Origin of the sequence: Lentilactobacillus sp. Marseille-Q4993, from assembly GCF_951230165.1 — a bacterium.
In the GTDB taxonomy this organism is placed as follows: Bacteria; Bacillota; Bacilli; order Lactobacillales; family Lactobacillaceae; genus Lentilactobacillus.
On record NZ_CATNVB010000031.1, the window covers coordinates 1 to 26,118 of the forward strand.

Annotated in this window: 27 protein-coding genes; 13 read left to right on the forward strand and 14 right to left on the reverse strand. The window is 41.0% G+C overall.

Features of this window, described 5'->3' with window-relative positions; genetic code table 11:
* Window positions 1-136 precede the first annotated feature (136 nt).
* Genes QOW94_RS09075 through QOW94_RS09085 form a run of 3 tightly spaced genes read right to left on the reverse strand, consistent with a single transcriptional unit; the run spans window position 137 to window position 2,981 of the window.
* Window positions 137-982 (reverse strand): aldo/keto reductase, encoded by an 846-nt coding sequence (locus QOW94_RS09075; RefSeq protein ID WP_283680074.1) that lies wholly within the window; start codon window positions 980-982, stop codon window positions 137-139.
* 24 nt (window positions 983-1,006) lie between these two features.
* Entirely contained in the window at window positions 1,007-2,512 is a 1,506-nt protein-coding gene (locus QOW94_RS09080; RefSeq protein WP_283680076.1) for a PH domain-containing protein, read from the reverse strand.
* On the reverse strand, window positions 2,502-2,981 hold the full coding sequence (locus tag QOW94_RS09085) for a PH domain-containing protein (RefSeq protein ID WP_283680077.1): 480 nt from the start codon (window positions 2,979-2,981) through the stop codon (window positions 2,502-2,504). Before QOW94_RS09085 ends, QOW94_RS09080 begins: the two co-directional genes overlap by 11 nt.
* A gap of 194 nt (window positions 2,982-3,175) precedes the next feature.
* Here QOW94_RS09085 and QOW94_RS09090 point away from each other — a divergent pair, with 194 nt between their 5' ends.
* Complete coding sequence (locus QOW94_RS09090; protein WP_283680078.1) at window positions 3,176-3,424, forward strand: GlsB/YeaQ/YmgE family stress response membrane protein; 249 nt, start codon at window positions 3,176-3,178, stop codon at window positions 3,422-3,424.
* Between the two features lie 186 nt (window positions 3,425-3,610).
* Entirely contained in the window at window positions 3,611-4,852 is a 1,242-nt protein-coding gene (locus tag QOW94_RS09095; protein ID WP_283680079.1) for an MFS transporter, read from the forward strand.
* 115 nt (window positions 4,853-4,967) lie between these two features.
* On the opposite strand, the gene QOW94_RS09100 is transcribed toward QOW94_RS09095, so the two are convergent.
* Genes QOW94_RS09100 through QOW94_RS09110 form a run of 3 tightly spaced genes read right to left on the reverse strand, consistent with a single transcriptional unit; the run spans window position 4,968 to window position 7,433 of the window.
* Window positions 4,968-5,543, reverse strand: coding sequence for a cob(I)yrinic acid a,c-diamide adenosyltransferase (locus tag QOW94_RS09100; protein WP_283680080.1), 576 nt, complete (start codon window positions 5,541-5,543; stop codon window positions 4,968-4,970).
* Between the two features lie 28 nt (window positions 5,544-5,571).
* Window positions 5,572-6,363 (reverse strand): DUF4430 domain-containing protein, encoded by a 792-nt coding sequence (locus QOW94_RS09105; protein ID WP_283680081.1) that lies wholly within the window; start codon window positions 6,361-6,363, stop codon window positions 5,572-5,574.
* A gap of 23 nt (window positions 6,364-6,386) precedes the next feature.
* A complete protein-coding gene (locus QOW94_RS09110) occupies window positions 6,387-7,433 on the reverse strand; it encodes a prenyltransferase/squalene oxidase repeat-containing protein (protein ID WP_283680083.1) in 1,047 nt (348 codons plus the stop codon).
* A gap of 336 nt (window positions 7,434-7,769) precedes the next feature.
* On the opposite strand from QOW94_RS09110, the gene QOW94_RS09115 reads away from it, so the two are divergent.
* The 4 genes from QOW94_RS09115 (at window position 7,770) to QOW94_RS09130 (ending at window position 11,642) form a co-directional block, all read left to right on the forward strand.
* Window positions 7,770-8,414, forward strand: a complete 645-nt coding sequence (locus QOW94_RS09115) for a hypothetical protein (RefSeq protein WP_283680084.1) — start codon at window positions 7,770-7,772, stop codon at window positions 8,412-8,414.
* Window positions 8,415-8,425: 11 nt separating this feature from the next.
* On the forward strand, window positions 8,426-9,106 hold the full coding sequence (locus QOW94_RS09120; RefSeq protein ID WP_349630359.1) for a Crp/Fnr family transcriptional regulator: 681 nt from the start codon (window positions 8,426-8,428) through the stop codon (window positions 9,104-9,106).
* A 157-nt stretch (window positions 9,107-9,263) separates the two neighbouring features.
* A complete protein-coding gene (locus QOW94_RS09125; RefSeq protein ID WP_283680088.1) occupies window positions 9,264-10,874 on the forward strand; it encodes a xylulokinase in 1,611 nt (536 codons plus the stop codon).
* Window positions 10,875-10,913: 39 nt separating this feature from the next.
* Window positions 10,914-11,642: an L-ribulose-5-phosphate 4-epimerase gene (locus QOW94_RS09130; protein WP_283680090.1), complete on the forward strand. Its 729-nt coding sequence runs from the start codon at window positions 10,914-10,916 to the stop codon at window positions 11,640-11,642.
* 110 nt (window positions 11,643-11,752) lie between these two features.
* On the opposite strand, the gene QOW94_RS09135 is transcribed toward QOW94_RS09130, so the two are convergent.
* The 5 genes from QOW94_RS09135 to QOW94_RS09155 form a co-directional block, all read right to left on the reverse strand.
* The gene (locus tag QOW94_RS09135) at window positions 11,753-12,688 is read right to left on the reverse strand and encodes an L-lactate dehydrogenase (protein ID WP_283680091.1); all 936 of its coding nucleotides are present in this window, start codon (window positions 12,686-12,688) and stop codon (window positions 11,753-11,755) included.
* Window positions 12,689-12,851: 163 nt separating this feature from the next.
* The gene (locus tag QOW94_RS09140; protein ID WP_283680092.1) at window positions 12,852-13,541 is read right to left on the reverse strand and encodes a YjjG family noncanonical pyrimidine nucleotidase; all 690 of its coding nucleotides are present in this window, start codon (window positions 13,539-13,541) and stop codon (window positions 12,852-12,854) included.
* A 376-nt stretch (window positions 13,542-13,917) separates the two neighbouring features.
* Window positions 13,918-14,844 (reverse strand): L-lactate dehydrogenase, encoded by a 927-nt coding sequence (locus tag QOW94_RS09145; RefSeq protein ID WP_283680094.1) that lies wholly within the window; start codon window positions 14,842-14,844, stop codon window positions 13,918-13,920.
* 105 nt (window positions 14,845-14,949) lie between these two features.
* Entirely contained in the window at window positions 14,950-16,263 is a 1,314-nt protein-coding gene (locus QOW94_RS09150; RefSeq protein ID WP_283680095.1) for a sensor histidine kinase, read from the reverse strand.
* Window positions 16,264-16,266: 3 nt separating this feature from the next.
* On the reverse strand, window positions 16,267-16,953 hold the full coding sequence (locus tag QOW94_RS09155) for a response regulator transcription factor (protein ID WP_283680096.1): 687 nt from the start codon (window positions 16,951-16,953) through the stop codon (window positions 16,267-16,269).
* A gap of 196 nt (window positions 16,954-17,149) precedes the next feature.
* Here QOW94_RS09155 and QOW94_RS09160 point away from each other — a divergent pair, with 196 nt between their 5' ends.
* A complete protein-coding gene (locus QOW94_RS09160; protein ID WP_283680098.1) occupies window positions 17,150-17,806 on the forward strand; it encodes a YoaK family protein in 657 nt (218 codons plus the stop codon).
* A gap of 1 nt (window position 17,807) precedes the next feature.
* Here the strand turns inward: QOW94_RS09160 and QOW94_RS09165 are convergent, their stop codons facing one another.
* On the reverse strand, window positions 17,808-18,341 hold the full coding sequence (locus tag QOW94_RS09165) for a GNAT family N-acetyltransferase (protein ID WP_283680099.1): 534 nt from the start codon (window positions 18,339-18,341) through the stop codon (window positions 17,808-17,810).
* A gap of 387 nt (window positions 18,342-18,728) precedes the next feature.
* Between QOW94_RS09165 and abc-f the strand changes: the two genes are divergently transcribed.
* From abc-f to QOW94_RS09185, 4 genes are all read left to right on the forward strand, one after another.
* The gene (abc-f, locus tag QOW94_RS09170; protein ID WP_283680101.1) at window positions 18,729-20,258 is read left to right on the forward strand and encodes a ribosomal protection-like ABC-F family protein; all 1,530 of its coding nucleotides are present in this window, start codon (window positions 18,729-18,731) and stop codon (window positions 20,256-20,258) included.
* Between the two features lie 174 nt (window positions 20,259-20,432).
* Window positions 20,433-21,359, forward strand: coding sequence for a hypothetical protein (locus QOW94_RS09175; RefSeq protein ID WP_283680102.1), 927 nt, complete (start codon window positions 20,433-20,435; stop codon window positions 21,357-21,359).
* A gap of 12 nt (window positions 21,360-21,371) precedes the next feature.
* The gene (locus QOW94_RS09180; RefSeq protein WP_283680104.1) at window positions 21,372-22,331 is read left to right on the forward strand and encodes a hypothetical protein; all 960 of its coding nucleotides are present in this window, start codon (window positions 21,372-21,374) and stop codon (window positions 22,329-22,331) included.
* 65 nt (window positions 22,332-22,396) lie between these two features.
* Entirely contained in the window at window positions 22,397-22,825 is a 429-nt protein-coding gene (locus QOW94_RS09185) for an OsmC family protein (RefSeq protein ID WP_283680105.1), read from the forward strand.
* 43 nt (window positions 22,826-22,868) lie between these two features.
* On the opposite strand, the gene tenA is transcribed toward QOW94_RS09185, so the two are convergent.
* The gene (gene tenA, locus QOW94_RS09190; RefSeq protein ID WP_283680106.1) at window positions 22,869-23,534 is read right to left on the reverse strand and encodes a thiaminase II; all 666 of its coding nucleotides are present in this window, start codon (window positions 23,532-23,534) and stop codon (window positions 22,869-22,871) included.
* Window positions 23,535-23,666: 132 nt separating this feature from the next.
* Window positions 23,667-24,224, reverse strand: coding sequence for a hypothetical protein (locus QOW94_RS09195; RefSeq protein ID WP_283680108.1), 558 nt, complete (start codon window positions 24,222-24,224; stop codon window positions 23,667-23,669).
* A 149-nt stretch (window positions 24,225-24,373) separates the two neighbouring features.
* Between QOW94_RS09195 and QOW94_RS09200 the strand changes: the two genes are divergently transcribed.
* Entirely contained in the window at window positions 24,374-25,210 is an 837-nt protein-coding gene (locus tag QOW94_RS09200) for a CPBP family intramembrane glutamic endopeptidase (protein WP_283680110.1), read from the forward strand.
* A gap of 97 nt (window positions 25,211-25,307) precedes the next feature.
* Window positions 25,308-26,054, forward strand: coding sequence for a glucose 1-dehydrogenase (locus QOW94_RS09205; RefSeq protein ID WP_283680111.1), 747 nt, complete (start codon window positions 25,308-25,310; stop codon window positions 26,052-26,054).
* Window positions 26,055-26,118: the final 64 nt, after the last annotated feature.

The following is a 26,118-nucleotide window of genomic DNA, read 5'->3' on the forward strand; positions in this document are numbered from 1 at the left end:
ATTGGCTTTGATGATGGCTATTTTATTTCCTTGCTTAGCGGTAAAAGAAAAACTGGACCATATTTTCCGAAGAATCATGGAAAATATGGTCCAGTTTATTTATCGGCGTGACTTATGTCCCAGCCTCTTCTTTTGATTACAGAATATCTAATGGCTGTTTTGATTCAGGAGCAGGATACTCACTGTCAATCATAAACAGTTCCTCTTTTGAGAGTGTGATGTTAGCTGCTTCAACATTAGCAACGACGTGTTCCGGATTGGCGCTTTGGGGAATTGCAAGGGTTGAGCCGTTGCGAATAACCCAGGCCAGTAATATTTGATATGGCGTTGCATTATGATTATCAGCGATCGCCTTAATTACCTTGTTAGTAGTTAAATTAGCCCCAAACCGATCTCCTTGTGCAATTGGGGAGTAGGCAATTAATGGAATGTCTCGTTTGACTAACCAAGGGATCATGTCAAAATCAAGGCCGCGACTTCCCAGATTATATAAGTCTTCGTTGGCTGCCACGTTGTTTCCGTTAGGTAGTCCGAGCAGTTCAACCATGTCGACAACGTCAAAATTGGATACGCCCCAACGCTTTATTTTGCCGGATTGTTGGAGTTCCTGCAGAGTCGCTACCGTTTCTGAAAGTGGAACTGATCCCCGCCAATGGTACAGGTAAAGATCGACGTAGTCAGTTTTGAGCCGTTTAAGACTGGTGTCTAGGCTCTTTTCCATTCGTTTCTTGGAAGCATTTTGGGGCAAGACTTTATCAATCAAAAAGAGTTTTTCACGGTCTAATCCATCAATTGCCTGGCCAACTAAGTCTTCTGACAAACCGTTGCCATACATTTCGGCGGTATCAATCACGGTCGCGCCGGCGTCAATTCCAGCCCGAATGGCTTTGATTTCCGTTTGGCGATTACTAGGTTCGCCCATGTGCCAAGTACCAAGTCCAATTGCGGGTACAGTGTGATCAGCAATTTTCATTGTCTTCATGAAAAATCCCTCCAATTTTGTTTCTTATGACTTAATTCTACTACTTTTATAGGTGCTCAAAAACGAGAATAGTCTGTCAGCTTCTGTCTTTGGATAGTACCGAAGCTCAATTTCCTTGTTGCCATTGCCAGACCGAACGTTAACGGTGAAGTGAGCTAATTGCGTCTTTGTCATCCAGATTGATTGGCGTAGCTCAAACGACTGAATGTTCTTAAGTTCGGTAATGTAGATTGAGCGGTTGAACAGATGGCCGTCAGAAACAACTAACTGCCCGTTAGCGGTACTAAAGCCACTATTTTTTGCGGAGTAGAGGCCAAGAAAGAATGCGATTGGCAGTAAAATCAAACTGATCGTTCCCCACCACTTTAAAAAGTAGATGCATGGAATGATGATAATCAACATTAATAACACTGAATTTCTGATTAAGTACCAATAGCTCCTTGTTGGTAGCCTTGTTAAGGTAGGTAAAGTTTCTGGCATCCAGCTGATAAATTTATGCATCATTCCAGCAGCCTGATCACTAGCGATTACGGGTAAAACAGTGAGGGTGGCATCGTTATCTTCCTTACCAATTTTGGAAGCTGTTAGCACTCGTAATGTTGCTAGTTTGAAAAACTGACGCAATATATTCTGGCTGATTTGAACTGACTGGACCCGGTTGTTTTTGATGGTAAATGTTTTTCGAGATAGGAGACCTTGTTCGGTATGAAGCTGATTCTCGTTTTCTGTGATGGTGAATTTATAGTATTTGAGAATCAGACCAACGTACGAAATCAAGAAACAGATAATTAGGAAAAATACAACCGTTCCGATGATCAGCAGAACTGATAGGTGGGCGAGTTCCGCAAATGCACTATCAATATATTTATGGGGAATCGTATCGTAAACTCGATTGTAAATTGCTCCGACCACGGCGATAATTGGCAATATTCCGAGTGAGGTTGCCGCAAATAGATTGAGGTCGTGGTTGGAAATAGTATAAACATCCTTTGGTTCAGTTTGAATCTCTGGTTCTGGTTGAACATCGTCTGAACCATTGGTCATCCGGTTGAGGTGGCGGGCTTGAACTCGGTACTTCTCAATTTCCTCTTTGACGGATTCAGGGACGACCGGCAAAATGCCTTCTGGTTTGGAATCGTCATGCCCAGCGGTTTCGATTTTTACTTGTTCTAAGTGAAACGGGGTTAGAAAGAACCACTGATCCTGGGATATTGTCTGAATGCGACCATATGGAATATGAATATGCTTTTTGATGAATATCCCCTTGTTGATTGTTATCATTTCAGGGGAAATCTCATAAGTGAAGAAAAGGTATCGTAAAATGGCAAAGAAGACGACCAGGAAGGCTAAGGAACTAGCTAAGATAATCATTACGAGCGTCCCGTCGATGCTTGTGAGTTTGTCGATTTGGCTCCCTAAACCAATTAAACTGACGACAATGAACCAGAGCCAATCTACTATGTTCCTAAATAGAAAGAAGAGGAGAGCAAACGGGTGAAGCCGGTGCTTTTTGCTTTGATTAGACGTCATTTTCAACCGCCTCCAGTGCCAGTTTCATAATTTGTTTCCTAAGGACTTCTGCTGTTTCAGGTTCGAGCCCATCTATCGTGTGGGATGTTGAAGCGGAGGTCATGGTAACCTTTGAAAGGTTCTGAGACTGGAGAACGGGTCCCTGCTCAATTGTCACGTCTTGAATCCGCGCGATTGGAATGGAAATCAACTTTCTAAAGATGAACCCCTTTTGAACTAAAACGGAGTCGTCAGTTAAGGTGTATTCAAAAAAACGATAGCGGTAATCAACTAAGACCATGTCGATGATAAAAAAGGCAATTCCGATAACTAAAATTACGTTTCCAATAGTTGAAAGCAGTTGCCATTCGAAGATATGGCTTGCAATGAGGGCAGCGATAAAAGCGGCCACAAAGCAGGCTAGACTGATGCAGGCATTGATACGCCAGACGTTTTTGATTTTGGTGGGAAGATGCTCGGTTGTATTCATAGATTTTCTCCTCAAATTCTAATTAAGTTATACTCAAAGAATATTGCAATTGAGCGTAAGATACAAGTAAATTGGGTGATTGTAAACTAAGATTGACAGATTATTCTAGAGTTTGTTTGTGCATTTTTAAAACTGATTAGTTATACTGAAGTTGTAAATAGATAACTTAAGAATTAACTAAGGAGGTAATTGTCATGGGTTTAATTTGGACACTTATAATCGGAGCAATTATTGGAGCATGTGCTGGCTGGATCACTAAGCGCCCATCAGGTTGGATCGCTAATATCGTAGCTGGATTAATTGGTTCCTGGCTTGGCGAAAACTTGCTAGGCTCATGGGGACCTCATTTAGCCGGAATGGCTCTGATTCCATCGATAATCGGGGCTTGTGTACTGGTATTAATTGTTAGCGCAGTATTTGGAATGAGAAGAAAAGAAGCTTAGAATATTGACCCTTTGTAGGTCGTTGAATAATATCGGAATAACGGTCTTTACAAGTGAATTTGCTTGTGAGGACCGTTATTTTTGCGGATAGGTGATTGCAAAGGTGAACATGTTAACTAGCCTTTACATCATCACCTCAAAAACGGTATAATAACTCTTATTTGAATTTTTAGGTGAGGAATTATTATGTCGAAAACGGTAAGAAACGCAATTATAGTATTAATATTTGGTAATTTTCTCGTTTGTATCGGGATGAGTCTTATTTTTCCGGTGATGCCGTTTATTAAAAACGAGCTTCATCTTTCGGCGACCGATATGGGAATTATGAACTCACTTTATGCGATTGCCCAACTGGTTGCGTCACCAATTGTTGGTAAGCTATCTGATCGAATCGGGCGAAAAAAGATTTTGGTTTGGGGACTAGTTCTCTATAGTTTTTCGGAAGTTCTGTTTGCCGCAACTAATTACCTTTGGATGTTTGATATTTCCCGACTGATCGGTGGTTTGTCAACTGCGATGGTAGTGCCAACCACTAACGCTCTTGCGGCTGACATCACCACCCCAAAGCAACGAGCTAGGGTAATTGGATTACTGTCAGCGGCCTTTTCAGGTGGCCTGATCTTAGGACCCGGAATTGGTGGCATCCTTGCTAAGGTGGATTATAAAACTCCGTTCTGGTTTGCAGCAGTGTTAGGGGCGATGTCGATGATTTCCCTGATTGCGATGCTCCCAAATGATGAGAAAATCAAAAAGATGATGATTGAAATCAATGGCTCAACGCGGGCGATGGACAACATGCCAAAGCTTTCAAAGCAGGCGGCAAGAAAAGCAACTTGGGATGAAACCAAGCAGGTATTGTTTGGACCGATGGGGCTACTGTTCCTAATGATTCTGGTGTCTTCGTTCGGATTAGTTGGTTTTGAAAGTATTTATAGTCTGTACGTTAATGAAGTTCACCACTTTACCTTGGAAAACATCGCATTGGTTTTGACTCTAAACGGAGTAATCTCACTGTTCTTCCAAGTTGTGCTGTTTGACCGAATGGTGGTCTGGTTGACGGAGAAACGATTAATTCGCTACTGTTTCTTCCTATCTTTTGCTGGCACGATTTGGATTATTCTAGCTCATACTAAAATTGAGGTTATTGTGGCGACACTAATTGTCTTTACAATGTATGATCTATTGAGGCCAGCAATTACAACTCTCCTCACTAAGGCAAGTACTAGCAATCAAGGTTTCGTTAATGGAATCAACATGTCCCTAACTAGTGTTGGTAATATCATTGGCCCAATCGTGTCAGGGGCTTTACTTGATTGGAACTATCATTTCCCATACATGGTGGTAACGGTGTTCCTATTTGCTTCGTATATTCTGACATATAGAATTAAGGATAATTATTCGCAAATGAAAGTTAGCTCCCAACAGTGATAAGGTTAGAAAAAACTAAAGGCATAACAAAAAATGCAACGATAAATTTCAATGAAATGAAATTATCGCTGCATTTTTTTGTCTAGAGAATTAATATCTGTAGTCGATCATCAAGCTATCTAAATACTGGGTTCCCATTTCGATACAAGACATCGTCTGTCTTTTTTAAAACGTTAGCATATCTTGCAACGGCAAAGAAATAATCGGAAAGTCGGTTAATGAAAATTTCGGTTTGGGGATTAATTTCTTCTGCGTGTTGAAGGGCAATCATTTTTCGTTCAGCCCTCCGGGTAGTTGTCCGAGCAACGTGAAATGCTGATGCTTCAGGACTACCACCTGGGAGAATAAAGCGGTCAATCTTTGGCGCAGCGGCTGTGTACTTATCAATTTTTTCTTCCAGCCACTTAGTTGCCTTGGTCGCAATTTCATCTGTAAAGATAAAATCATGCTTTTTATCATCAATAGGGGTTGCTAAATCGCGGCCCACATCGAAAAGCAATTGTTGAATTTCCTGTAGTTCTTCGTGAAGTTCCTTGGTATCGGAACTAAGAATTGAGTCAGTATAACCAACCCATGAGTTAAGCTCATCAACGGTTCCATATGCATCAACGCGCAAATCGTCTTTACCAACGATTTTGTGGCCAATGAGTTGAGTGCGGCCTTTATCACCGGCACGGGTGTAAATTTTCAAGGTAGTTCCTCCTTATCGCATTAAATAATTAGTAACCATCAACCGCGAAGTACCATTTAACGTGGTCGCCTGCATGAAGCTTAGTTAAGTTAGCGGCATGATCAATATACTTGCCGTTTACGCGGAATTTCCAGCCACTACCGGTCTTGATGTCGTTTTCTCCTAAACCATTGATGGCTTTTACGTACACTGAAATTCCTGGTTGGTAACTAACAGGTAATTTGGTTTTTTGTAAAGCTTCGAAAGCGTTTGAACCCTTATTCATTTTTATTGACTTGTCGAAGAAAGTCTTTTTGTAGCCAATAACACTAACTTTAACCGTTATTTTAGCCTTGGCTTTGGTAGCGGCTTTTTTCTGACTAGCTTTATGGTGAGTCGGAGTTTTAGCAGCTTGAGACTGCCTTTTAGCTCTGGACTTATGAGCTTGAGGTTTACTGCTAGTTGGTTTTTGTTCAGAACGAGCCTTTTGCCGGCTAGTCTTTCCGTTTTTAGTGTTAGTTGAGCTAGCTGTCTGCTGTGTAGAATGGTTAGCCTTTTTTGCTTTGCTAGTCTCTCGACGTTGCTTTTTAGGGCTGATCTTCGCTGTTTTCGACTTTGGCTGACTTTTCTTTGATTGCCTTTTTGAATTTTTACTTTTGTGGGAATCCTTAGATTTTGTCGGGGTAGCTGAATTACTACTTTGGCTGGAACTGGACTTCTTTGAGCTACTATTTTGTTCAGTTTTTGGCTCAGAATTGTTCGAAGAAACCTGATGGTATATTCCGAATCCCATTCCGATGATTAGTAAAAGGGCAATAACTAGCCCGACTTTTTTCTTCATCTAACGATACTTCCTACTATAGATTATTTGAGATTATAAACTGACTTTGATTTGAGAGCTTGCTTGTATGCTGCGACTGCAAGGTTAACTTGACCAACACCAAGAAGTTGTGAAGCAGCACCCTTGATTGAACCGGTCTTGTTTACATATGAGTACATAGCGGTTAATGGAGTCCGCTTTTGTTTGCTGTTAAGCTTTGCTTTGGCAACATACTTAGAAGTGGCTTTCTTGGTAGAAAGAGCAATGATTGATTCGGCAGTTGAGTTAGCGTTCAAGGTAGTCTTACCGTTGAAGACATAACCAAATGCACCATTAGTGGCAATTGACCCCTTGAGGAAACCAAGACCATTAGTCATACTCTTCTTAACGTGAGCAGTTGTGTATTTGCTACGAGCAAGGGCAATCATTGCCATACTTGTAGTATCTGAGTCAGTAGTGGCTACTTGGTTGTTGTATGACCAGCCACCGTTCTTTTGTTGGTCCTTAACGATTTGGTTAGTCAGACTTGCCTTAGTAAACTTAGCGTTCTTTGGGCGACTGAAACTATTTGAAGATAGTGCAATCAAAGCTTGGCTGGCAACGTTAACCGTTTGCTTAGTCATATTCTGTTGATAAAGTCTAGAAACAAGGTTGGTATTATACTTACCGTAAACTTTGTAGCTAGTTGGTTTAAAACCGACGGCACTAACAGCAACGATAGCATTAGCTAGATCAGCAGCTGTACTCTTCTTGTTGATAACCAGGTTCTTTTGAACCAGATTCCGTTGAGTTGTAGTGAATTTGTAGCCATTACCCTTTAGACCAAGGAGAAAGTCAGAATAGCCTGAGGCTGCTCCAGTTGTTTTGTACATTGAACGACTAAAAATTGGGGTTTTCTTGGCTTGGCCAGAGAGACCAACTTTATTGGTAGTAAGCATTTTAGTTGCGTAGTTTGAAAGACGCTTGTTGTTAGTTGCAGCAACACTCTTTTTTGAGCTGGCAGCGTTAGTAGTTACTGGAGTGACCAATAAGGGTGCTGCTAATAAGAATGATGAACCAGCGACTAATAGTCGTTTGATTGATTTTTTCATGATTGAATGACTTCCTTTTTCAAGTTTTTAATTGTCACTACTTAGTTGGCAATTACACTATAAATATAACATGTAGCCGTATTACAAAAGAATCAATAAGTTGTAATATTTTTACTAGGTATAGCATTATTTTGACCGGGTTGACTGTTTTAGGGCATCTAGGCGACTTAAAAATAACTAAAATATATTAAAAAACATTCCGAAATTTTAAACCATGCTGATTCCTAACACTCACTCACGTTCCCAGTAACTTGAACTTGAAAACCGTCCTAGTAATTAAACCTTATAACGAGCATGTTATTAATGGTAAAATGTTACTTGATAGGGGTGGATAAAATGGTTAAGCAAGGAAAATTTGCTAAATCAAGTAAGCAGAAACAAATCAAACAAATTTTGAAACGAAAGAAACAGGCTAGTGAACGAACGATTCCTGACTCAGAATTGGAGGAGTTCTTACTAGTTCGGTTTGGCTTGACCTTAAAAAAGCGAGTTGCGAAGAAGAATAAGGAGTCTGTTCAGCGCTTCTTGATTGAATGGATCGGGGCGGCTCAGGATATGCAGACCTGGTCGTTTAGAAATTTATTTCCCGTCGTTTTGCAACGAATTAATATCAATGTTCCTTGGCAGTTCTATCGTCAAATTGAGACCAACTATAATCGGTTCCAAAACTTCATGAAGAGAGAACTCAAGGCGGTCCCATTAAAGGAACGAAAAACGACATCTGACGAAATTGATGATAATGGGGTTCAAGAGATCATCGCTGGTCAGTTAGCGGCAAATACGTTTATTGCAACAACTGGGGGAAATCCTGAATTGCTTAAGAAGGTAAGCCAAGATCAACTCGAGGCGGTTGTTGACAGCTTTAGTGGTGATCAAGAAATCAATTGGGATAAGGTTAAGGAAATTTTTGATCCGATTGGATTTGAAATTAATCAAGAACTTGATGACGGAACAAAGGAGTGGCTTGCTAGCATCTCTTAGGAGGACTTAACATGGCACACATGGAAAAAGAACATGCGCTAGAGTGTATCAACTTAGTCGCAATCTTCAAGGGATTACCTAAAGCCCAACGGGAACAGTTGGCTGACTTGGTTATCCAAAAATATTACCCAGCTCATTCAACGATTTATTCGGCGGGTGACAAGCTGGGACACTTTGTGATTGTTCAAAACGGACAAATTAAATTGTCCGCATATACTGCTGAAGGAAAAGAACAAATTTTGAAAGTATTATTACCTGGCGAATTTGATGGGGAAACTTCATTATTCTCGGGTAACGCTAGGAACGCTACCGCTGCAGCATTGACGGACGTTAATGTTTGTCAGATCGACCAGGGAGCTTTTCAAAATTTATTAGCAAATAGTCCGGAATTAGCAGCAAACATGCTAAAAACTATGAGTTCACGGATTATTGATCTGGAACAAGAGAAGACACTGACCAACACTACTAGTGTGAAGGGCAGACTGGCTCACTACTTGCTGGAAACCGCTGCAAGTGAGAAACAGAGTCACTTTGTGCTACCGATGAAGAAGAAAGAAATTGCTACTTATCTTGGAACTACTCCCGAAACGGTAAGTCGGGTTCTTAAGCAGTTTGAAAAGACTGGCCTGATTGAAGTTGATAAGGCCAAAGTAACGATTCTTGATGATGATGAATTAGCAATGATTGTCTAATTTTTTTATGCTTTAAAAAAGGCGTCGTAACAGGCGTCAGAACAAAAATGAAAGGGCATTCGTTTAATAAATCAAATTAGAATTTGATTTATCCGTATGAATATTTTACAATTAGAATGTAGATTAATATATTTTGAGCACGGTGGAGGAAAAACCGATGGATAAAGAGCACATTAAAAGTCAAATTGTAAGCGGAAACATCTCCTTAGGTATCGAATTAGGTTCTACCAGAATTAAAGCAGTTTTAGTTTCAGAAGATTTTGAAACAGTTGCTTCTGGTGACTTTATTTGGGAAAACGAACTAGATAACGGTATCTGGACTTACCCTATCGAAAAGGTTTGGACTGGTATTCAGACTAGTTATGCAAACATGGCCCTTGAAGTTCACAACGAATATGGGGTTGACTTAACTAAGATCAACTCAATTGGTGTGAGTGCGATGATGCACGGTTACATGGCTTTCAACAAAGCCGGTGAATTGTTAGTTCCATTTAGAACATGGAGAAACAACATTACTGGTGAGGCTGCTGAAAAGCTCACTAAGCTATTCGATTTCAACATTCCAGAACGTTGGAGTATCGCTCATTTGTACCAAGCTGTTCTTAACCAAGAAAAGCACATTGATGACATTGACTTCATCACTACTTTGGCTGGTTACGTAACTTGGAAGATTTCTGGTGCTAACGTATTGGGTGTTGGTGATGCTTCTGGTGTCTTCCCAATCGATGATGCAACTAAGAGCTACAACCAAGACATGATTGATAAGTTCAACGAATTGGACGAAATCAAAGCTCGCCCTTGGAGCGCTCCAGATGTATTCCCAGCTATCTTACCTGCTGGTGAAAAAGCCGGTGAATTGACCGCTGAAGGTGCTAAGTTACTTGATGCCTCTGGCGAATTACAAGCTGGTTCATTGATTGCTCCTCCAGAAGGTGACGCCGGAACTGGTATGGTATCAACCAACGCCGTTAAGGTTAAGACTGGTAACATTTCTGCCGGTACTTCAGCCTTCTCAATGGTTGTGTTAGATCGTCCAATGAAGGCCGTTCACCGTGATATTGATATGGTTACAACACCAGATGGTGCTCCAGTTGCCATGGTTCACGTTAACAATGGGTCTTCAGACATCAACGCTTGGGTTTCACTATTTGGTGAATTTGCCCGTGCAATCGGAGTTCAATTGAAGCCAAACGATCTCTATGGTTCATTATTTGCTGAATCTGTTAAGGGTGATCAAGATGCAGGTGGTCTAGTTAACTTCAGTTACCTTTCAGGCGAAAACATCACCAAGGTTCCAGAAGGTCGACCAATGTTTGTTAGAAAACCAGATTCAAAGATGAATCTTGCTAACTTCATCAAGACTCAATTGTACTCAGCATTTGCACCCCTTAAGATTGGGATGGATATCTTACTTCGTGAGGAACACATCAAGACTGACGTATTGATTGCCCAAGGTGGTTTATTCAAGACTCCAGTTGTTGCTCAACAAGTACTTGCTGACGCTCTTAACACCCCGATCACCGTTATGGACAACGCCGGCGAAGGTGGACCATGGGGAATGGCTATTCTTGCATTGTACGCAACTAACAAGAAAGATGGCGAGTCATTAGCCGATTACCTTTCAAACCGTGTATTTAGTGATGCAAGCGGTGCTACTCTTTACCCAGAACAAGAAAGTGTTCAGGGCTACGATAAGTTCATTGATAACTACAAAGCTGCCTTACCTGCTGAAGCTAAGGCCGTTGATGCAATGAAGATGCAAAAGTAGTTTTTAATACAATAGAGAAACCAGAAGGAGAATTCGATAATGCTTGAAGATCTAAAAAAAGAAGTTTATGACGCAAACATGCAATTACCAAAACTTGATTTAGTTACTTTCACTTGGGGTAACGTTTCAGGTATCGACCGTGAAAAGGGTCTCTTTGTTATCAAGCCATCAGGGGTTGACTACGAAGATATGAAGCCAGAAGACATGGTTGTTGTTGATTTGGATGGTAAGGTTGTTGAAGGGGATATGAACCCTTCATCAGACACACCAACTCATACTTACTTATACAACCACTTCCCTAACATTGGTGGTATTACTCATACTCATTCACCTTGGGCAGTTTCATTTGCTGCTGCTAAGATGGATATCCCTGCTGTAAGTACTACTCATGCAGATACTTTCTACGGTGATATTCCAGCTGCTCCAGCTTTGACCAAGGAACAAATTGAAGAAGCATACGAATTGAACACTGGTAAGGTTATTGTTGACGAATTCGAACGTCGTGGCGTTGATCCAGATGCAGTGCCAGCCGTTTTGGTTAGCCAACACGGACCATTCTCATGGGGACCAACTCCAGCAAAGGCTGTCTACAATGCTAAGGTATTGGAAGTTTCAGCTGAAATTGCTTATCATGGTCTTCAATTAACCCGTGATGAAATCCACGTACCACAATATCTCTTGGACAAACATTACTACCGTAAGCACGGTGCTAACGCATACTACGGTCAAAACAATGCTAAGTCAAAGAGTCATGCAGAACATGAATAATTAGTAAATTAAAAAACGTCAGTCCTCTTTGTGAGGATTGGCGTTTTTGTGTTTTTATCAGTGGCTTCTTGTTCTATGTGTTTGGTTGAAACGTTTCTATGTGATTGAATTTAATTATTTACTTTTGCCATTGACTCCGCGAATTTACCTTTAATGAAGTTAGCTGATGTTTGAAGCTTTTCTTTTTCTTCATCGGTTAACTTTAATTGAAGCTGTTCTTCAATCCCATCTCGGCCAACAATGGCAGGGTAGGAAAGGTATGTATCTAATTCCTTGCGGTAGTTGGACACAGGCAGTTCCTCATGAGCGTCATTTAATACAACATTCGCTAACCGAACAGCAGCAGTTGCAATCCCGTAGTTGGTATAACCCTTGCCACGGAAAACAACGTAACCGCCAATTCTAGCCTCATGATCAATTTCATCCAAGTCAAGGCCACGTTGCTCAGCGATTTCTTCAACGGGACGGCCTAAAGCACGCACGGTTGACCAAGCAGTAAATTGAGAATTACCGTGTTCACCTAAGTTATAACCGGTGACCGAACGAGGATCGATATCTAGACCATGAGCCACTGCTCGCTTCATTCGGGCTGAATCAAGTAAGGTACCAGTGCCCATCACTTGATTCTTAGGCAATCCAGTAACTTCTTGGTAGATTGAAGTAATTACATCAACTGGATTGGTGATGGCAATAAGAATACCGTTAAAACCGGTTTCTTTGATTTTTTGACCAACTTCTTTTGCTTGAGCACTTGTAAATGGTAGTTCAGCAAACCGGTCGTCTGCCTTATTATCTTGAAGTGAAATTTTGCCTAACGCTGAAACAATCACGTCAGCATCGCCTAACGCTGAGTAATCGTTCACAGTGATGTTAGTATGGAATGGTAAATTTGCCATAGCATCTTCGAAATCTCCCGCATCAGCGATAACCTTTTGCTCGTTTGTATCAATTAAAACTAAGTCGTCCGCTGATCCTGATGAAACAATGTAATGAGCTACTGTAGAGCCGACACTTCCCATGCCGATGACACCAATTTTTCTTGTCATATAATCACCTCAAATTAAAAGTTGATAACAGTGTAGTCCTTTAAATCTTCAATTTCAACATCAAATTTTAATTTATTTAACCGTTATCTAATTTTACATGAGGATGTCAGCATTAAACCCTGTCGGTGGAAGCAAATAAGCACGACTAAAGTCGGTGATAAAATTATTCAGCTTCTTTTAAAATTATGTCAGCCAACTTTTCGTAGTTAGATACTGTATAGGTTGGTTTGATTTCAAGCTGATTGACTTGATTGCTTGGGTTATACCAAATACTTCTTAGATTTGCTCTTGAAGCTCCTAATATATCCGATTGAAGCCGATCTCCGACCATGATTGTGTTGTCCTTAGTTATTTGCTTATCCGCCAGAATCGTATCAAAAAACCGTTTGTCTGGCTTTGCATATCCGATATCCTCTGAGATGAATAGTTTGGTGAAGTATTTATCTAAGCCAGACCCCTGCAACCTGCTGATTTGAGTCTGCTTAACACCATTACTACCTACTAGAAGATTGATCCCGTTTTCTTTTAACTGAGAGAGCAATTTGCTGGCGCCATTGATCTGATAATAATTATGACCAAGAATGTTTCTGTACTTATGTTCAACAGCTACGCCATCAACCTGTTTCCCTAATAAAGCTAATGATTTTGAAAACCGAGTGTTGAGTAAGGGCTGCCGGGCTGCTCCCTTTTCAATTTCTTCCCAGACCTGGTTGTTGATTTTTAAGTATGTATCAAGCCCGTGCTTAATGTCCGTAACGCCGTTCTCCTTTAAAATCGTGGTAACACCCTCGATTTCACCGCGTTCAAAATCGAGGAGGGTATCGTCTAAATCGAAAATCACGTTCTTAATCATTTGGTTTACCTCATTGTTGTGTTTTTTATAACTCTACCACGCTCAGGGCATAATAAAAGGGGGCGGAACAGAAAGCAGACGCAGTTGCTTTCGTTGTACCGCCCCCGCAGAGAGCACTACAGAAATCTTTGATTTCGTTTTAGTGCCCCAGCAAGAACAACAATTAGTGAATTCTGCGAAAAGCGGGATTCACTCATGATGTTTACTGCAAACCGACAGTAACTGATGACCACGAATAATGGTCGTCAGTCCTGACGGTCACTGCGTGCAGTAACTATCTGTATGATAGCAAAAATGGAGCGATAATTTCGAGGAACTGAAATTATCACTTCATTTTTTCGATATACCTATATTATATACTAATCAGCTTCAAAAACTATTTGTCCATCGATTCCGCGAACTTTGTTTTGATAAAGTCGGCTGAAGTTTGTAACTTCTTCTTTTCTTCATCGGTCAACTTTAATTGGAGTTGTTCAACAACCCCGTCACGACCAATGATTGCTGGGTAAGACAGGTATGTTCCTAATTCCTTACGGTAGTTAGAAACTGGTAATTCCTCGTGAGCATCAGTAATAGCGGCATTTGCGAGCTTAACAGCCGCAGTTGCCACACCGTAGTTGGTGTAACCTTTGCCGTGGAAAACCGTAAAGCCTCCGGTTCTGGCTTCGGTATCGAGCTTGTCTAAGTCTAAATTACGTTCGGCAGCAATTTCAGTAATTGGGCGACCAAGCACACGAACAGTAGACCAGGCAGTAAACTGCGAGTTCCCGTGCTCACCTAAGTTATAGCCAACAACTGAGCGGGGATCAATATCCAATTCTTGTGCAACTGCCCGTTTCATTCTAGCAGAATCAAGTAAAGTACCAGTGCCCAACACCTTATTCTTTGGTAACCCAGTGATTTCTTGATAAATTGATGTAATCACGTCGACGGGATTGGTGATTGCGACAATGACGCCGTGGAAGCCAGAGTCTTTGATTTTTTGGGCAACTTCCTTAACTTGGGTACTAGTGAAGGGAAGTTCTGCAAAGCGATCATCGTTGTCGTTGTTTTGAAGCTCGATTTTACCAATCGCAGAAATGATGACATCAGCATCTGAAAGTGCTGAATAATCATTCACCGTGATGTTGGTATGGGTTGGCAAGTTGGCCATTGCGTCTTCGAAGTCACCGGCGTCAGCGACGACTTTTTCCTCACGTTTGTCGATCAAGACCAAGTCGTCAGCGTAGCCAGAGGCCACGATGTAGTGAGCAGCGGTTGAACCTACGTTTCCCATTCCAATAACACCAATTTTTCTTGTCATGTAATCACCTCATCATAAAAGTTAATAACAGTTTAGACCTGTCCACTGGCGATTACAACAGCAAATTTTAATATTCTAATTAAATATTAATAATAATGCGATTTTTTAGCTTTGAGTCATATTTTTCTTAACTGGCAGGGTGATTTCAAAAATTGAACCAGTTGGTTCGTTGTCTTTAACAATAACCTTTCCTTTGTGCTGATTAATGATGAATGATGCAATAGCGAGACCGAGGCCGGTTCCGCCGGTCTTACTGTTTCGGGATTTGTCGGCCCGATAGAATCGTTCAAATACCCGCTTTTTGTCAGCATCTGGGATTCCAACACCGCTATCTGCCACCGAAATGGTGAGGTTGTTTTTAGTTGTAGTTGCCATCACGGTAATGGTACCGCCCTCTGGGGTGTACTTGATGGCATTGTCAATGAAGATAATTAGTAGCTGCTTAATTAGTTCATCATCAAACACACCAGAACCATCAGCGTCAATTTTGCCAGTCAGCTCTTTATTTTGGCTCGCAGCAATTTCCTTATATGGCTGGATGGCCTCAGTCAAGAATGGTTTGATTTCATGGGGTTGCATGTTCGCCTGCAAAACGTCAGCGTCCATCCGTGATAGGGTTAGTAGCTTTGAGGTTAGGGATTGTAGCTGATCGACATTATTCAGTGAAGTTGAAATTTTATCAGCTTGGTCAATAATTCGATCTTTGGGTTTTGTCAACATATACTCCATTTGACTCTGAATAACCGCAAGTGGGGTTCTCAACTCATGAGCAGCATTAGCACTAAAGTCTCGTTGCCGTTTCCAAGAAGCTAAAATTGGTCTCATCGATTCGCGAGAAAGGGTGTATGCGACAAAGATTGCCAGAACCCAGAACGCCGCCAAAGTTAGCCATAGAGACCGGACAAAGCTGTTGATTGCCAGAATATCTGAATCAATATTTTCCAAAATCAACACATAGTTTCCAGAGTATAGTGCATTGGGATTGGATTTGGGTACTTTTATCAATAACGCTCTAAAGTGAGTCGTTAATGAAGCTGAGGTTAGGATGATTTCCCTTACCTTGCCTTTGTCTTTGGGAGTTAACTGGATATTTTTAAAGAAGGCGTATGAACGGGAACCCATCATATCCTTATTTAGAATCTCGCCACTTTTACTGTAAACGATGATGTTGGATCTGAATGGGCCACCAACTGTCGGTTGAGCGTCACCGTTAGGGGTAATTCTAAAGTTTGGCTGATTTGCATTTGTTAGAATTTGATATCTTTGCCGGGCGAGTCCTGCATCAATGTTTTGAAATATTGACCGTTGAAAAAAGATAAAGATAACGCATCCGAGCACAATAAAGAGGGCCGCAAATGCTACCAACATTTTGATAAATAGCGACCGTTGCTGTTTCTTTTGCGAATCTTTCTTACTCAATAATTAATCCTCCGTTTCAAAAATGTAACCAACGTTTCTAAGGGTCCTAATTGGCTGGTGGTCAGTTAATTTGGAGATTTTTTTTCGGAGATTACTCATATAAACTTCGACTACTGACAAGGATGTTTCTGATTCAAAGCCCCAAATTCGATCGAAGATTTGTTCCTTGGTGATAATTGAGTTGGAATTCTGAAGGAAGTAAATCAGTAAGTCGTATTCCTTTCCGTTCAGTTCAAGTTCGTTGCCATCAATGGCGACGGTTCGATTGTTTAGGTTTGCTGAAAAGTTAGCTACGGCTAATTGATTGTCATCGCCTAAGCGCCCAGCACGTTTGAGTAAAGCCTTAACTCTCATTAGGAGCTCTTCTCGGTGGAAGGGCTTAGTAAGGTAGTCATCAGCTCCAAGTTCAAAACCATGCACTTTGTCATCAAGCGTGTCCTTAGCGGTTAAAATCAAAACTGGCATATCTAACTTGGTTTCGGTTCGCCACTTTTTGAGAATATCGAAACCGCTAATTTGGGGCAACATCAAATCAAGAACAGCTAAGTCATAAATTCCTTCTTGGCCCAGCATCTGGCCTTCAAAGCCGTCATGGCTGACGGTTACCTGACCGATTTCATCAAGAAATATTTTTAAACTGTTGGCTAAATCCTCGTCATCTTCGACAATTAGAATCTTAAGTTCTTTCATGTAATCCCTCCACACTTTATATACAAAAAATACCGATTTTATGACAAAAAATCAATTGAAATGCTAATTCTTCATAAAGAAACAACTTTTTAAGTTGCGCTTATGGAAAGTGTGAGTGACAAATCACTTTGATTGATTTGTGGTTGTCAATGTAGTTAACTAGTACCGTTAAAAACGATAAATGGGGTGGCAGATTATGATGAAGACACAGCAAGAACAGTATTACCAAAAGTTATCCGCTGGGGCACTACTGGCAATGGCAGCTGGCTCAATCGATGCTTACTCATACCTTCGTGATGGAGGAGTATTTGCTGGTTTGCAAACTGGTAATATGATTTTGATGGGCTTACACCTTGGCACTGGCAAGTACGAGGCCGCAATGGGTGAGTTGTTCTCGGTTTTTATGTTTATGGTCGGAATCTTCATTATTAGGTCGTTACAATTGCGATTCCCAGCTGAAAAGGAACTTAGAAGAAAGCAAATCACCTTGGCTTGGGAAATTTTGATATTCGTTATTGTGGCATTTATTCCGATGGGAGTTTCACCACTGATCAAAACCGCATTTCTCTCGGTTGCTGCTGCGGCACAACTGCAGGAGTTTAGGTTATTGAAGGGCAAGCCATTTACGTCACTGATGATGACTGGGCATATTAGAACTTTATCCGAATCAATATTTGACTTCGTGGCCAACCGAGACACTAAAGCTGGAAAAATAGCGGGTAGGACGATTACAATCATCCTTTTCTTTGCGATTGGAGCCTTTCTAAGTGGTTTTGCAATGGCATTCATCGCGGGAAAGGCGATCCTAATTCCAGCCGTGATTCTACTTATTGCATTCTTCTTTGCAAAGTAAGCTAGTTTGGGTTGATCTTTGAGTATAAGACAACATCATGATATTCATTTGTGTGGAAGAGGTAATCTTTTAGAATACCGTCTTCATGGTAGTCAAGTCTGATGGCAACATCACGGCTTGGCTTATTTTTTATGTCCGCAATTAGTTCTAATCTGTGTAGTGCAAGTTCATTAAAGGCGATTTTTTCCATCTCGCGAAGGCAGGAGGTCATGACCCCCGCCCCCCGGTATTCCCGGCCAAGCCAGTAGCCAATTTGACCAGCGTGGTTGGTTTGATTAATTTGATGGATATCGATCATTCCTGCGGGATGACCATTGACTGTAATTACTGTCAGTAGAAGGTTTCCAGCCGCCATCTGTTCATAAGAAAACTTGATAAATTCCTGTTCATCTGAGGCAGTCATGGTGGTTTCTGCCCAAGGTAGGTATTGTGCAAGATTTTTGCGGTCATCAGCAATTAGCCGAACTAATTCCTCTGCGTCGCTGTTGGTTGGAATTTTAAGACTAATGTTGTCGGTTACTTTGTGGTAGAACATGGGGACACCTCCGAATTGTTTATAGATAACTATAGCATTGGAATTGCCAAGAAAAAAGGCTTGTGATACTGTTATTCCTATATAAGAAAGGTCGTGAATGGAATTGAAAAATGGAATTCGTTAGAAAGAACTATCCGTTAGGGTGGTAGTCTGACAAGTATAAGAATGCTTTTTCTCGGCAGTCACTGAGAAGAAACTTAAGTTTGGTAGCGAATGAAAAGTTGCCATTCAGTTTCTTATACTCTATTTTTCAATTCTATAATCGGTTGCTAGCTCTTGATTTCATCAACGTTAGCAACCACCAAATTGAATATGTGTTAACCGATTCAGCGATAGGATTGGTTTAATTGTCATGATTAACCACCAGCATTAAGAGGTGAATATATCATGGGTATGATAAACATTAATAATTTGTCGTTTAGATATGACGGCATGCAAAGCAACTTATTTAATAAGTTGAATATCAGTATCGATGAATCCTGGAAACTGGGATTGATTGGTAGAAATGGGCGAGGCAAAACCACGTTAATGAGGATTTTGCTGGGTCAACTTGAGTATATTGGTGACGTCCAAAGTAATTTGAAATTCCACTATTTTCCGCAGGCGGTAATTAGCGATGCGGATTCAGCTCAGAACGTTGTCTTAAAAATGGCTGGAATTGATATTAGTGAACTTTGGCGAATTCAAATTGAAATGGATAAGCTGCAACTGAAAGATACTGTCTTGAATCAACAATTTAGTACGCTCAGTCCAGGTGAAAAGACCAAGCTAAAACTAGCTGTTCTATTTAGTGATGAAAATACATTTAAACTGATTGATGAGCCAACCAATCATTTAGATGTTGATGGTAGAAAGATTGTTGCGGATTATCTTAAGCAGAAGACTGGCTTTATCGTTGTTAGTCATGACCGTGACCTAATCAATAAAGTAGTCGATCACGTGATGTCTATTGATAGAAGTAAGGTTGAGGTTCTGAAGGGTGATTACGACACCTGGAAGGTAGCGTTTGACCAGCAAAACGAATTTGAAAAGCGGAAAAAGGCTGAAATTGAGGGTGATGTCAAAAGGCTGGAGAAAGCTGCCAAACGGGTTAGTCAATGGGGCAACAACACCGAAAATAAGAAGGGCCAGTCAGCGTATAAGGGCCAAGGCCATGTCGACCTTGATAAAGGGTTCATTGGGCATAAAGCTGCTAAGGTTATGAAACGCAAAAAGGTGATGGAACGACGAACCGATAGTGAAATTGAAGAAAAGAAGAGCTTACTCAAGAATATTGATGAAGAGCAGGAACTAACGCTTAACTTTAGCCGGACTCCTCAGAAGAACCTGCTAACGGTTTCGGACTTTACGGTTAGTCGATCAGGCCACCAACTGATTGAACCGATTTCGTTTAAAATTGGTCGGCACGATAGAGTAGCGATTATGGGTCCAAATGGGATTGGTAAGACAACGGTAATAAGGGCAATTTTAGGGGATGAAAGCATCGAAACCCAAGGAACTAGCAAACTAGCCGGTGGGCTTAAGATCTCCTATGTTGGCCAGCTGTTTGATAATGTTAATGGAGATTTGAGAGAATACGCCGAAAGCAACAAGTTGGACCTGTCCTTATTCTTGAATGCGCTGCGAAAACTCGGATTTGATCGGTCTGTGTTCGACAACAAGATGGAAGATATGAGTATGGGCCAGAAACGGAAAATTTCGTTAGCAAAGTCGTTAGTTGAGCCTGCAAATCTTTACGTTTGGGATGAACCGCTGAATTATTTGGACATTATTACCAGACAAGAAATTGAAAACCTAGTTTTGGAGGTCAAGCCGCCAATGTTGTTTATTGATCATGATGTGATGTTTGTGAGGGATGTGGCGACGGAAAAGATTACTTTGCGAATGAATAGTAGCGGTGAAGAATTACGATATTAGTAGTTGATGATTATCATAGTGACTAAAGGTGGCAGGTAGCTAATAAAATGCTTTGTTTGGTGCGACTAGTTACGAATGACTCACTCTTTTCCTTGTTGCATTGACGCCCCAACCCCAATAGTCATATAGTTATATTAGTATAATCAACATTGGGAAGATTGAGGGGATATTTTTATGAACAGAAGTGACAGAAACCAGGCCCAACATGGCCGGTGGCAGAAACGAGTTTTAGCAATTTTGGGCGGCGTTATTGTTGTGTTGGCAATTTGGTTGGCATTTGCCCTTGGCAGTTCTAACAAAGATGCCAATAAGGCCGATATGCAGCCAAAAGCGACCGCAACAAAAAAGCCAAGCAAACCTAAAAAGCTGGCACTCAAACCAGGAGAAGTGCTCGGCAATTTGACTGAGAGGGCAACTGAAAATCAGGACAGCGTTACTGGTGGTGATCCAACCGCGTCCCAGTTTTATAAAAGCGGGAATAATTGGTACTGGAAGTTGACTTCTAATAACCGTGGTGAAGTTGAAGTGGGTAAAATTACTGGAATTAAGAAATCCGGTAGTGATTATCAACTAAAGACTACTAGTCAGGTGTATGAACAAGGAACTAAGTATACGTTGACTTTGCACTGGCTTGATAAGGGGAAACAGGAATATAACGTTCATACTGACTTTAAGAGTATCAACGGTAATTATACGGTTGGTGGTTCCCAAACCACGGCTCCTCAGCAAGTAAATACAAGAAACCTGACGAGAAGTCAGATAAAGGATTGGATTTATCGAAATATAGAGAAGTATGGTTACAGTGATGAAAGCAACGAAAATGCGGATGATAATGATCCTAATGTTTATGGGTATCAATTCTCGTTTGATAAGAGTGGGAGACTGGGTGTTTTTGTGGTAGAAAACCATGAGTATGTCAATAAAAAGTATCATACCCACTATCAAACAGGATCTACCCCATCAGTTGCGTCATTCACGATAACCGAGCAAGGATACCTCCAAGTTCATAACGTTGGTACATCAGGGATGGAAATGGTGAAGAATATTACTGGTTCCTCTGAAAACCAGTCCGCCATCGTCGCCCGTACCTTTGAAGAATAGGGGGAAACCAAATTGGGAAAGCGACTAAAACACACCGCAAATAAGCCCCATTCAAAAGAGAATATTCTGATTGCCCTTGCGTCAGTGATTATTGTTCTCCTGGTAGTAATGATTATTGTGGTGGTAGGCGGTAACAAGCGTAACCAGGCTAGCAAACATAAACAACAGGCTGCAGCTGACAGTTCCGTGGTTATTAAAAAGCCAACTAAAAAGGAAAAATCGACCCCGATTCAAGTTTCAAATGGAATGGACAACTTGGCTGCATTTACTAGTAATGGGGTTGAGGATCCAGAAACGAGAACTAACGGTGGCGATATTACCTACTCGCGGTTTTATTATGACGAACCAACTCAAAAGTGGCACTGGCTATTCAATTCCAGCAAGCGAGGCGAAGTTGAGGATGCTGTTGTCTCCAGCGTTACCAAGCAAAGTGATGCTTATCTAGTTAATGTCACGAGTTCGGTTTATGAACCCGGTACGAAGTATCAGCTTAAACTATCTTGGATATCCAATGACCATCTGCGTTACAACATTAATACGGCATTTAAGAATATAAATGGTAATTATTGGATTGGTAAGGATGCGGATGATGATTTTAGTCAGACTTATAATACTAATACAGATCAATCAGTTAATGATTGGTTATCAAGGGTTGTTCGTGGCTCTTCTGAAGAAGTACCGAAGACAAGAACTAATGATGGAGAAATAACGTATTCCCATTTCTACGTGGTTAACGGTAATTGGTTCTGGACACTCCGTGGTGATAAACAGGGATTGATTGTGAGTGCAACAATTGTTTCTGGTCAAGTTCACGGTAATAGTGGGCGGGTAACACTTCAATGTATCAGTACCAGCTATCCAAACTTTAACAAGCATTTTGACCTTGATGTTAATTTAAGCCATAATTTGCAGAATTACACAGTTCAAACTGGATTTGCTGGTGGCATTTACGGTGAATACGAAATTAATTAGTTTGCGTTTGACTTTCATCGTCCACAACCTATAATTCTATGTAAACGGTATCGGAGGACAACACAATGAAGGATGAACGTTGGCGACGCCCACTGTATAGAACTGAGGCACGAAATGATGAGGGACTTGAAGGCCACGCTTATGTCCCCGGCGGAATTAAGGTGCAGACTAGTAGCCCTTTGAATGATCATTTGGGAACTAACCCGGAACAATTATTAGGGATGTCACTCGCAACTTGCTTGAAGGCGACTTTAGAGTTTGTCCAAGATGAACATAAACTGCCGAGAAGTGGCCAGGTTCATGTTCAAGTCGCGTACATCGGGGCCAAAGCTAATTATGAATTTCTAGTAAACGCTCAAATAAGAATTCCAGACGTTGATTTTGAAACGGCGAAGCAACTGACTGAGGAAACGGAAGGTCGTTGCTGCGTTTCCAAACTATTGGCAGGAAGTGCTAATTATACGGTGGAAACGGTGGAAGAGTTTGATGAATAATAAAAAAGGTCAATCCAAAACGGATTGACCTTTTAATATGGAGTCATACTCCCCACGTCTCCTTTTCATACGCCATTTGCCAAAAGTTCAGCTCAAAATAGCTACTTCTGAGAAATGATTTGATCATCGCTTCTTGTTCTTCATCGGAAGCCTCTGCTCCAAGCTTATCAACGATGCTGATCATTTTATTAGTGGCATCGGAGAACTCTGGACTGTCATAGGTTTCAATAAATTGCTGGTAAATTTTAACTGGGGAGCCGACATTAACTAACTGCTGGCCCATCTCGTTGTAAAGCCAGTAGCAGGGGAGAAGGGCCGTAGTTGCGGTAGCAGTTGTGCCTTCGTTTAATTCATGGTACATGTGGGCAACGTAGTTATATGCGTTTGGTGAAATTGGCGTTGTTTTAATTTCGTTTTCGTCAATTTTGAGTTCACCGAAGAATTCTTTGCGAATCTCAGTTTCACCAGAGTTCATACCGTCAGCACCTTCAATCAAGAATTGTTTGATTGCTGGGTCCGTGGTTTGGGCAGCGATTTTTCGGTGCAGGTCAGCAAAGTTACCGAGGTAGTATCGATCCTGCTTTAAGTAGTACCTAAAGTTGTCCATTGGTAGGCTACCAGCTGCAAGTTCTGTGATGAATGGGTGATGGAAACTCTTTTCCCAAAGTGGCTTGGCGAGTTCGTGCATTTTGACAGAGATGGGTTGCAAAGTAAATCACTCCTCTAGTTTGATGAATTTATAATAACATGGGATTAACTAAAAATTATGAGAAATTAGAGGAATATCGACAAAATAAAAAGGGCACTATTCTCAACGAGAAAAAGTACCCTTGATTAAAACCTAATCGCCATCGTCGACCACATCTTCTTCTACCCAATACTTAGCCGAATTTTCATTCGAGGAGAAACGAATCCGGTAATATTCTTCAGTATCATAACCATTATCGTCGTCATGCTTATCATCATCATCATCGTAGTCGTCATCGTGGTCACGGTCACGAGTCCGAACGAGAGCCTTTTTATCAACGTAAATATTCTGCCCCTCATGAGCGTTAACTGAGTCCCAACTGTAAGTTTTGGCATTGCGACTCATTGGTACGTTCTTGTATAGTCTTGAATCATTAATGTCATCAAGTTGGGCTTCAAAATTGACCGTTCGATAACTTACCTTAGCTTTCGAACTGGAGTTGGATGATGCCTGAGAATCGTTACTTTGGCTTGAAGATTGATTATTATTATCGTTCGATGAAGATTCAGAACTAGACTTATTGCTAGAACTAGATTGCTTTTCAACTTTGTTGTCACTTTGGTTGCTCGACTTGTCAGAATTTGAACTACATCCAGCTAACCCAACACTAACAAACAGTAGTAAGGTCAGTAAAGTGGCCTTTATTTTCATTAGTAAACCCTCCAAATGTTATTGTTACAATTAGCATATCAAACGGGTTTGTGGCGAACAACTATTATCTATATTAAAATGATGAATCTCTTTTAGTTGGCTATCTATGACTTGGCTGATACTATTATCGATAATAAGGGGTGGACATTATGAAACAACTTTATTTAAAAACCCGAGATATTGTGATTATTATTCTGGTGGCATTTCTATTATCACTTACCACCGAAATTGTGCCGAAAATTTTATCGTGGACAGGCATCAGCTCAAAAATTTCAAACATTGATTTTCAGATGATTATTATTTTGTGGAGTGAAATCGTTGGGGTGTTTATTATCCTTGGCGTTTTTAGAAACAACCACCAAATTGCGGCGGTAGACTTCACTGACTGGCCTAAGTATTTAAAGGGACTTTTGGGAGGCGCTGGATTATTTGGGTTAGTTTGGATTGCCAGTGTCCTCCTAAAAGGATATTCCGTCAGTTGGGTATTTAATTTTGGCAAAACTGGGATTATCCTTCTCTTTTTTGGAGGCTTTTTAATTCAAAGCTTTTTTGAAGAAGTATTGTGTCGTGGATTTGTGCTTGGCTACTTTCTAACGAAGCACCGCGTGGTTACGGGAGTGGTTGTTAATTCATTTGTCTTTGCGGTCATGCATCTAGGTAATTCGGGAGTTACGTGGCTAGCTGGACTGAATCTGATTTTGTTCTCAGTCGTGATGTCCTTTGTCAGATTGGTTTGGGGGAACTTGCTCATTAATGGTGCGATTCATGGGTCGTGGAACTTTGCCGAAGGCGTCCTGTTCGGAACGTCTGTCTCGGGAACACCAAACATTGCTGGAGTGTGGCAATCACATGAAACCAGCGCTAGTTCACTGATCAACGGTGGGGAGTTTGGATTAGAAGCTAGTTTTATCTGCTTTGTGGTTTACGCGGTTGTCCTTTACTGGCTGGTAATCAAATATAAAAATAATAAGAAACACGAAGGATAGAGGTTTTATTGATTACTGATACTTAGGATTCGACATTCTTGTAACCGGTTTTATAAACTATATACTGAAGTTGAAAGAATAAGGGGAGGAATTTTAAATGGATAGATTAAAGGATAAAGTTGCGATTATCACTGGTGGCGTTGCTGGAATTGGACTCGGGATTGCTGAATGTTATGTTCGTGAAGGAGCCAAGGTTGTAATTACCGCTAACCATAACGTTGATGGTGGTAAATCAGCCGTTGAAAAGTTTGGTGATGATAAAGCCCTATTCGTTCAACAAGATGTTGCTAAGGAAGAGGACTGGCAAAAGGTGATCGATCAAACGATCGCAAAGTTTGGCAAACTAGATATTCTAGTTAATAATGCCGGAATTGGTGGGGCAAACGGGCTCCTTGAAGATTCCAGTCTAGAAGAATGGAACAAGATTGTTGGTATCAACTTAACCGGTAATTTCTTGGGTGAAAAGTATGGCATTAAAGCAATGAAGAAACATAATGGTGCTAAAGGCTCAATTATCAACGTTTCATCAGTTGCCGGTCTGGTTGGCTTACCAATGAACCCAGCCTACTCAGCAACCAAGGGTGGAACAAGAATGTTGACGCATGCAACGGCATTACAGTTAGCATCTCAAAAAGTTGATATTAGGGTAAATTCAGTCCATCCAGGCTGGATTGACACAGCTATCGTGCCAGATGACTACAAGGAACAGATTATTTCAACGATTCCAGTTGGCCATATGGGGGAACCAAAGGATATTGGTGAAGTTTGTGTCTACCTCGGAAGCGATGAATCCAAATTCGCAAATGGTGCGGAATTCGTAGTGGATGGTGGGCAGAGAGCCTAATCCGTAAAATGGGCAAATCAAAAACAGCCAGTGAAAATTTCGAGCGAAATTTTTACTGGCTGTT

Excerpts from the sequence above, each read along its gene's own strand:
- QOW94_RS09075 (WP_283680074.1), bottom strand. The coding sequence starts at position 982 with ATGAAGACAATGAAAATTGCTGATCACACTGTACCCGCAATTGGACTT.
- QOW94_RS09080 (WP_283680076.1), bottom strand. The coding sequence starts at position 2,512 with ATGACGTCTAATCAAAGCAAAAAGCACCGGCTTCACCCGTTTGCTCTC.
- QOW94_RS09085 (WP_283680077.1), bottom strand. The coding sequence starts at position 2,981 with ATGAATACAACCGAGCATCTTCCCACCAAAATCAAAAACGTCTGGCGT.
- QOW94_RS09090 (WP_283680078.1), top strand. The coding sequence starts at position 3,176 with ATGGGTTTAATTTGGACACTTATAATCGGAGCAATTATTGGAGCATGT.
- QOW94_RS09095 (WP_283680079.1), top strand. The coding sequence starts at position 3,611 with ATGTCGAAAACGGTAAGAAACGCAATTATAGTATTAATATTTGGTAAT.
- QOW94_RS09105 (WP_283680081.1), bottom strand. The coding sequence starts at position 6,363 with ATGAAGAAAAAAGTCGGGCTAGTTATTGCCCTTTTACTAATCATCGGA.
- QOW94_RS09110 (WP_283680083.1), bottom strand. The coding sequence starts at position 7,433 with ATGAAAAAATCAATCAAACGACTATTAGTCGCTGGTTCATCATTCTTA.
- QOW94_RS09115 (WP_283680084.1), top strand. The coding sequence starts at position 7,770 with ATGGTTAAGCAAGGAAAATTTGCTAAATCAAGTAAGCAGAAACAAATC.
- QOW94_RS09120 (WP_349630359.1), top strand. The coding sequence starts at position 8,426 with ATGGCACACATGGAAAAAGAACATGCGCTAGAGTGTATCAACTTAGTC.
- QOW94_RS09125 (WP_283680088.1), top strand. The coding sequence starts at position 9,264 with ATGGATAAAGAGCACATTAAAAGTCAAATTGTAAGCGGAAACATCTCC.
- QOW94_RS09130 (WP_283680090.1), top strand. The coding sequence starts at position 10,914 with ATGCTTGAAGATCTAAAAAAAGAAGTTTATGACGCAAACATGCAATTA.
- QOW94_RS09135 (WP_283680091.1), bottom strand. The coding sequence starts at position 12,688 with ATGACAAGAAAAATTGGTGTCATCGGCATGGGAAGTGTCGGCTCTACA.
- QOW94_RS09140 (WP_283680092.1), bottom strand. The coding sequence starts at position 13,541 with ATGATTAAGAACGTGATTTTCGATTTAGACGATACCCTCCTCGATTTT.
- QOW94_RS09145 (WP_283680094.1), bottom strand. The coding sequence starts at position 14,844 with ATGACAAGAAAAATTGGTGTTATTGGAATGGGAAACGTAGGTTCAACC.
- QOW94_RS09155 (WP_283680096.1), bottom strand. The coding sequence starts at position 16,953 with ATGAAAGAACTTAAGATTCTAATTGTCGAAGATGACGAGGATTTAGCC.
- QOW94_RS09160 (WP_283680098.1), top strand. The coding sequence starts at position 17,150 with ATGATGAAGACACAGCAAGAACAGTATTACCAAAAGTTATCCGCTGGG.
- QOW94_RS09165 (WP_283680099.1), bottom strand. The coding sequence starts at position 18,341 with ATGTTCTACCACAAAGTAACCGACAACATTAGTCTTAAAATTCCAACC.
- abc-f (WP_283680101.1), top strand. The coding sequence starts at position 18,729 with ATGGGTATGATAAACATTAATAATTTGTCGTTTAGATATGACGGCATG.
- QOW94_RS09175 (WP_283680102.1), top strand. The coding sequence starts at position 20,433 with ATGAACAGAAGTGACAGAAACCAGGCCCAACATGGCCGGTGGCAGAAA.
- QOW94_RS09185 (WP_283680105.1), top strand. The coding sequence starts at position 22,397 with ATGAAGGATGAACGTTGGCGACGCCCACTGTATAGAACTGAGGCACGA.
- QOW94_RS09195 (WP_283680108.1), bottom strand. The coding sequence starts at position 24,224 with ATGAAAATAAAGGCCACTTTACTGACCTTACTACTGTTTGTTAGTGTT.
- QOW94_RS09200 (WP_283680110.1), top strand. The coding sequence starts at position 24,374 with ATGAAACAACTTTATTTAAAAACCCGAGATATTGTGATTATTATTCTG.
- QOW94_RS09205 (WP_283680111.1), top strand. The coding sequence starts at position 25,308 with ATGGATAGATTAAAGGATAAAGTTGCGATTATCACTGGTGGCGTTGCT.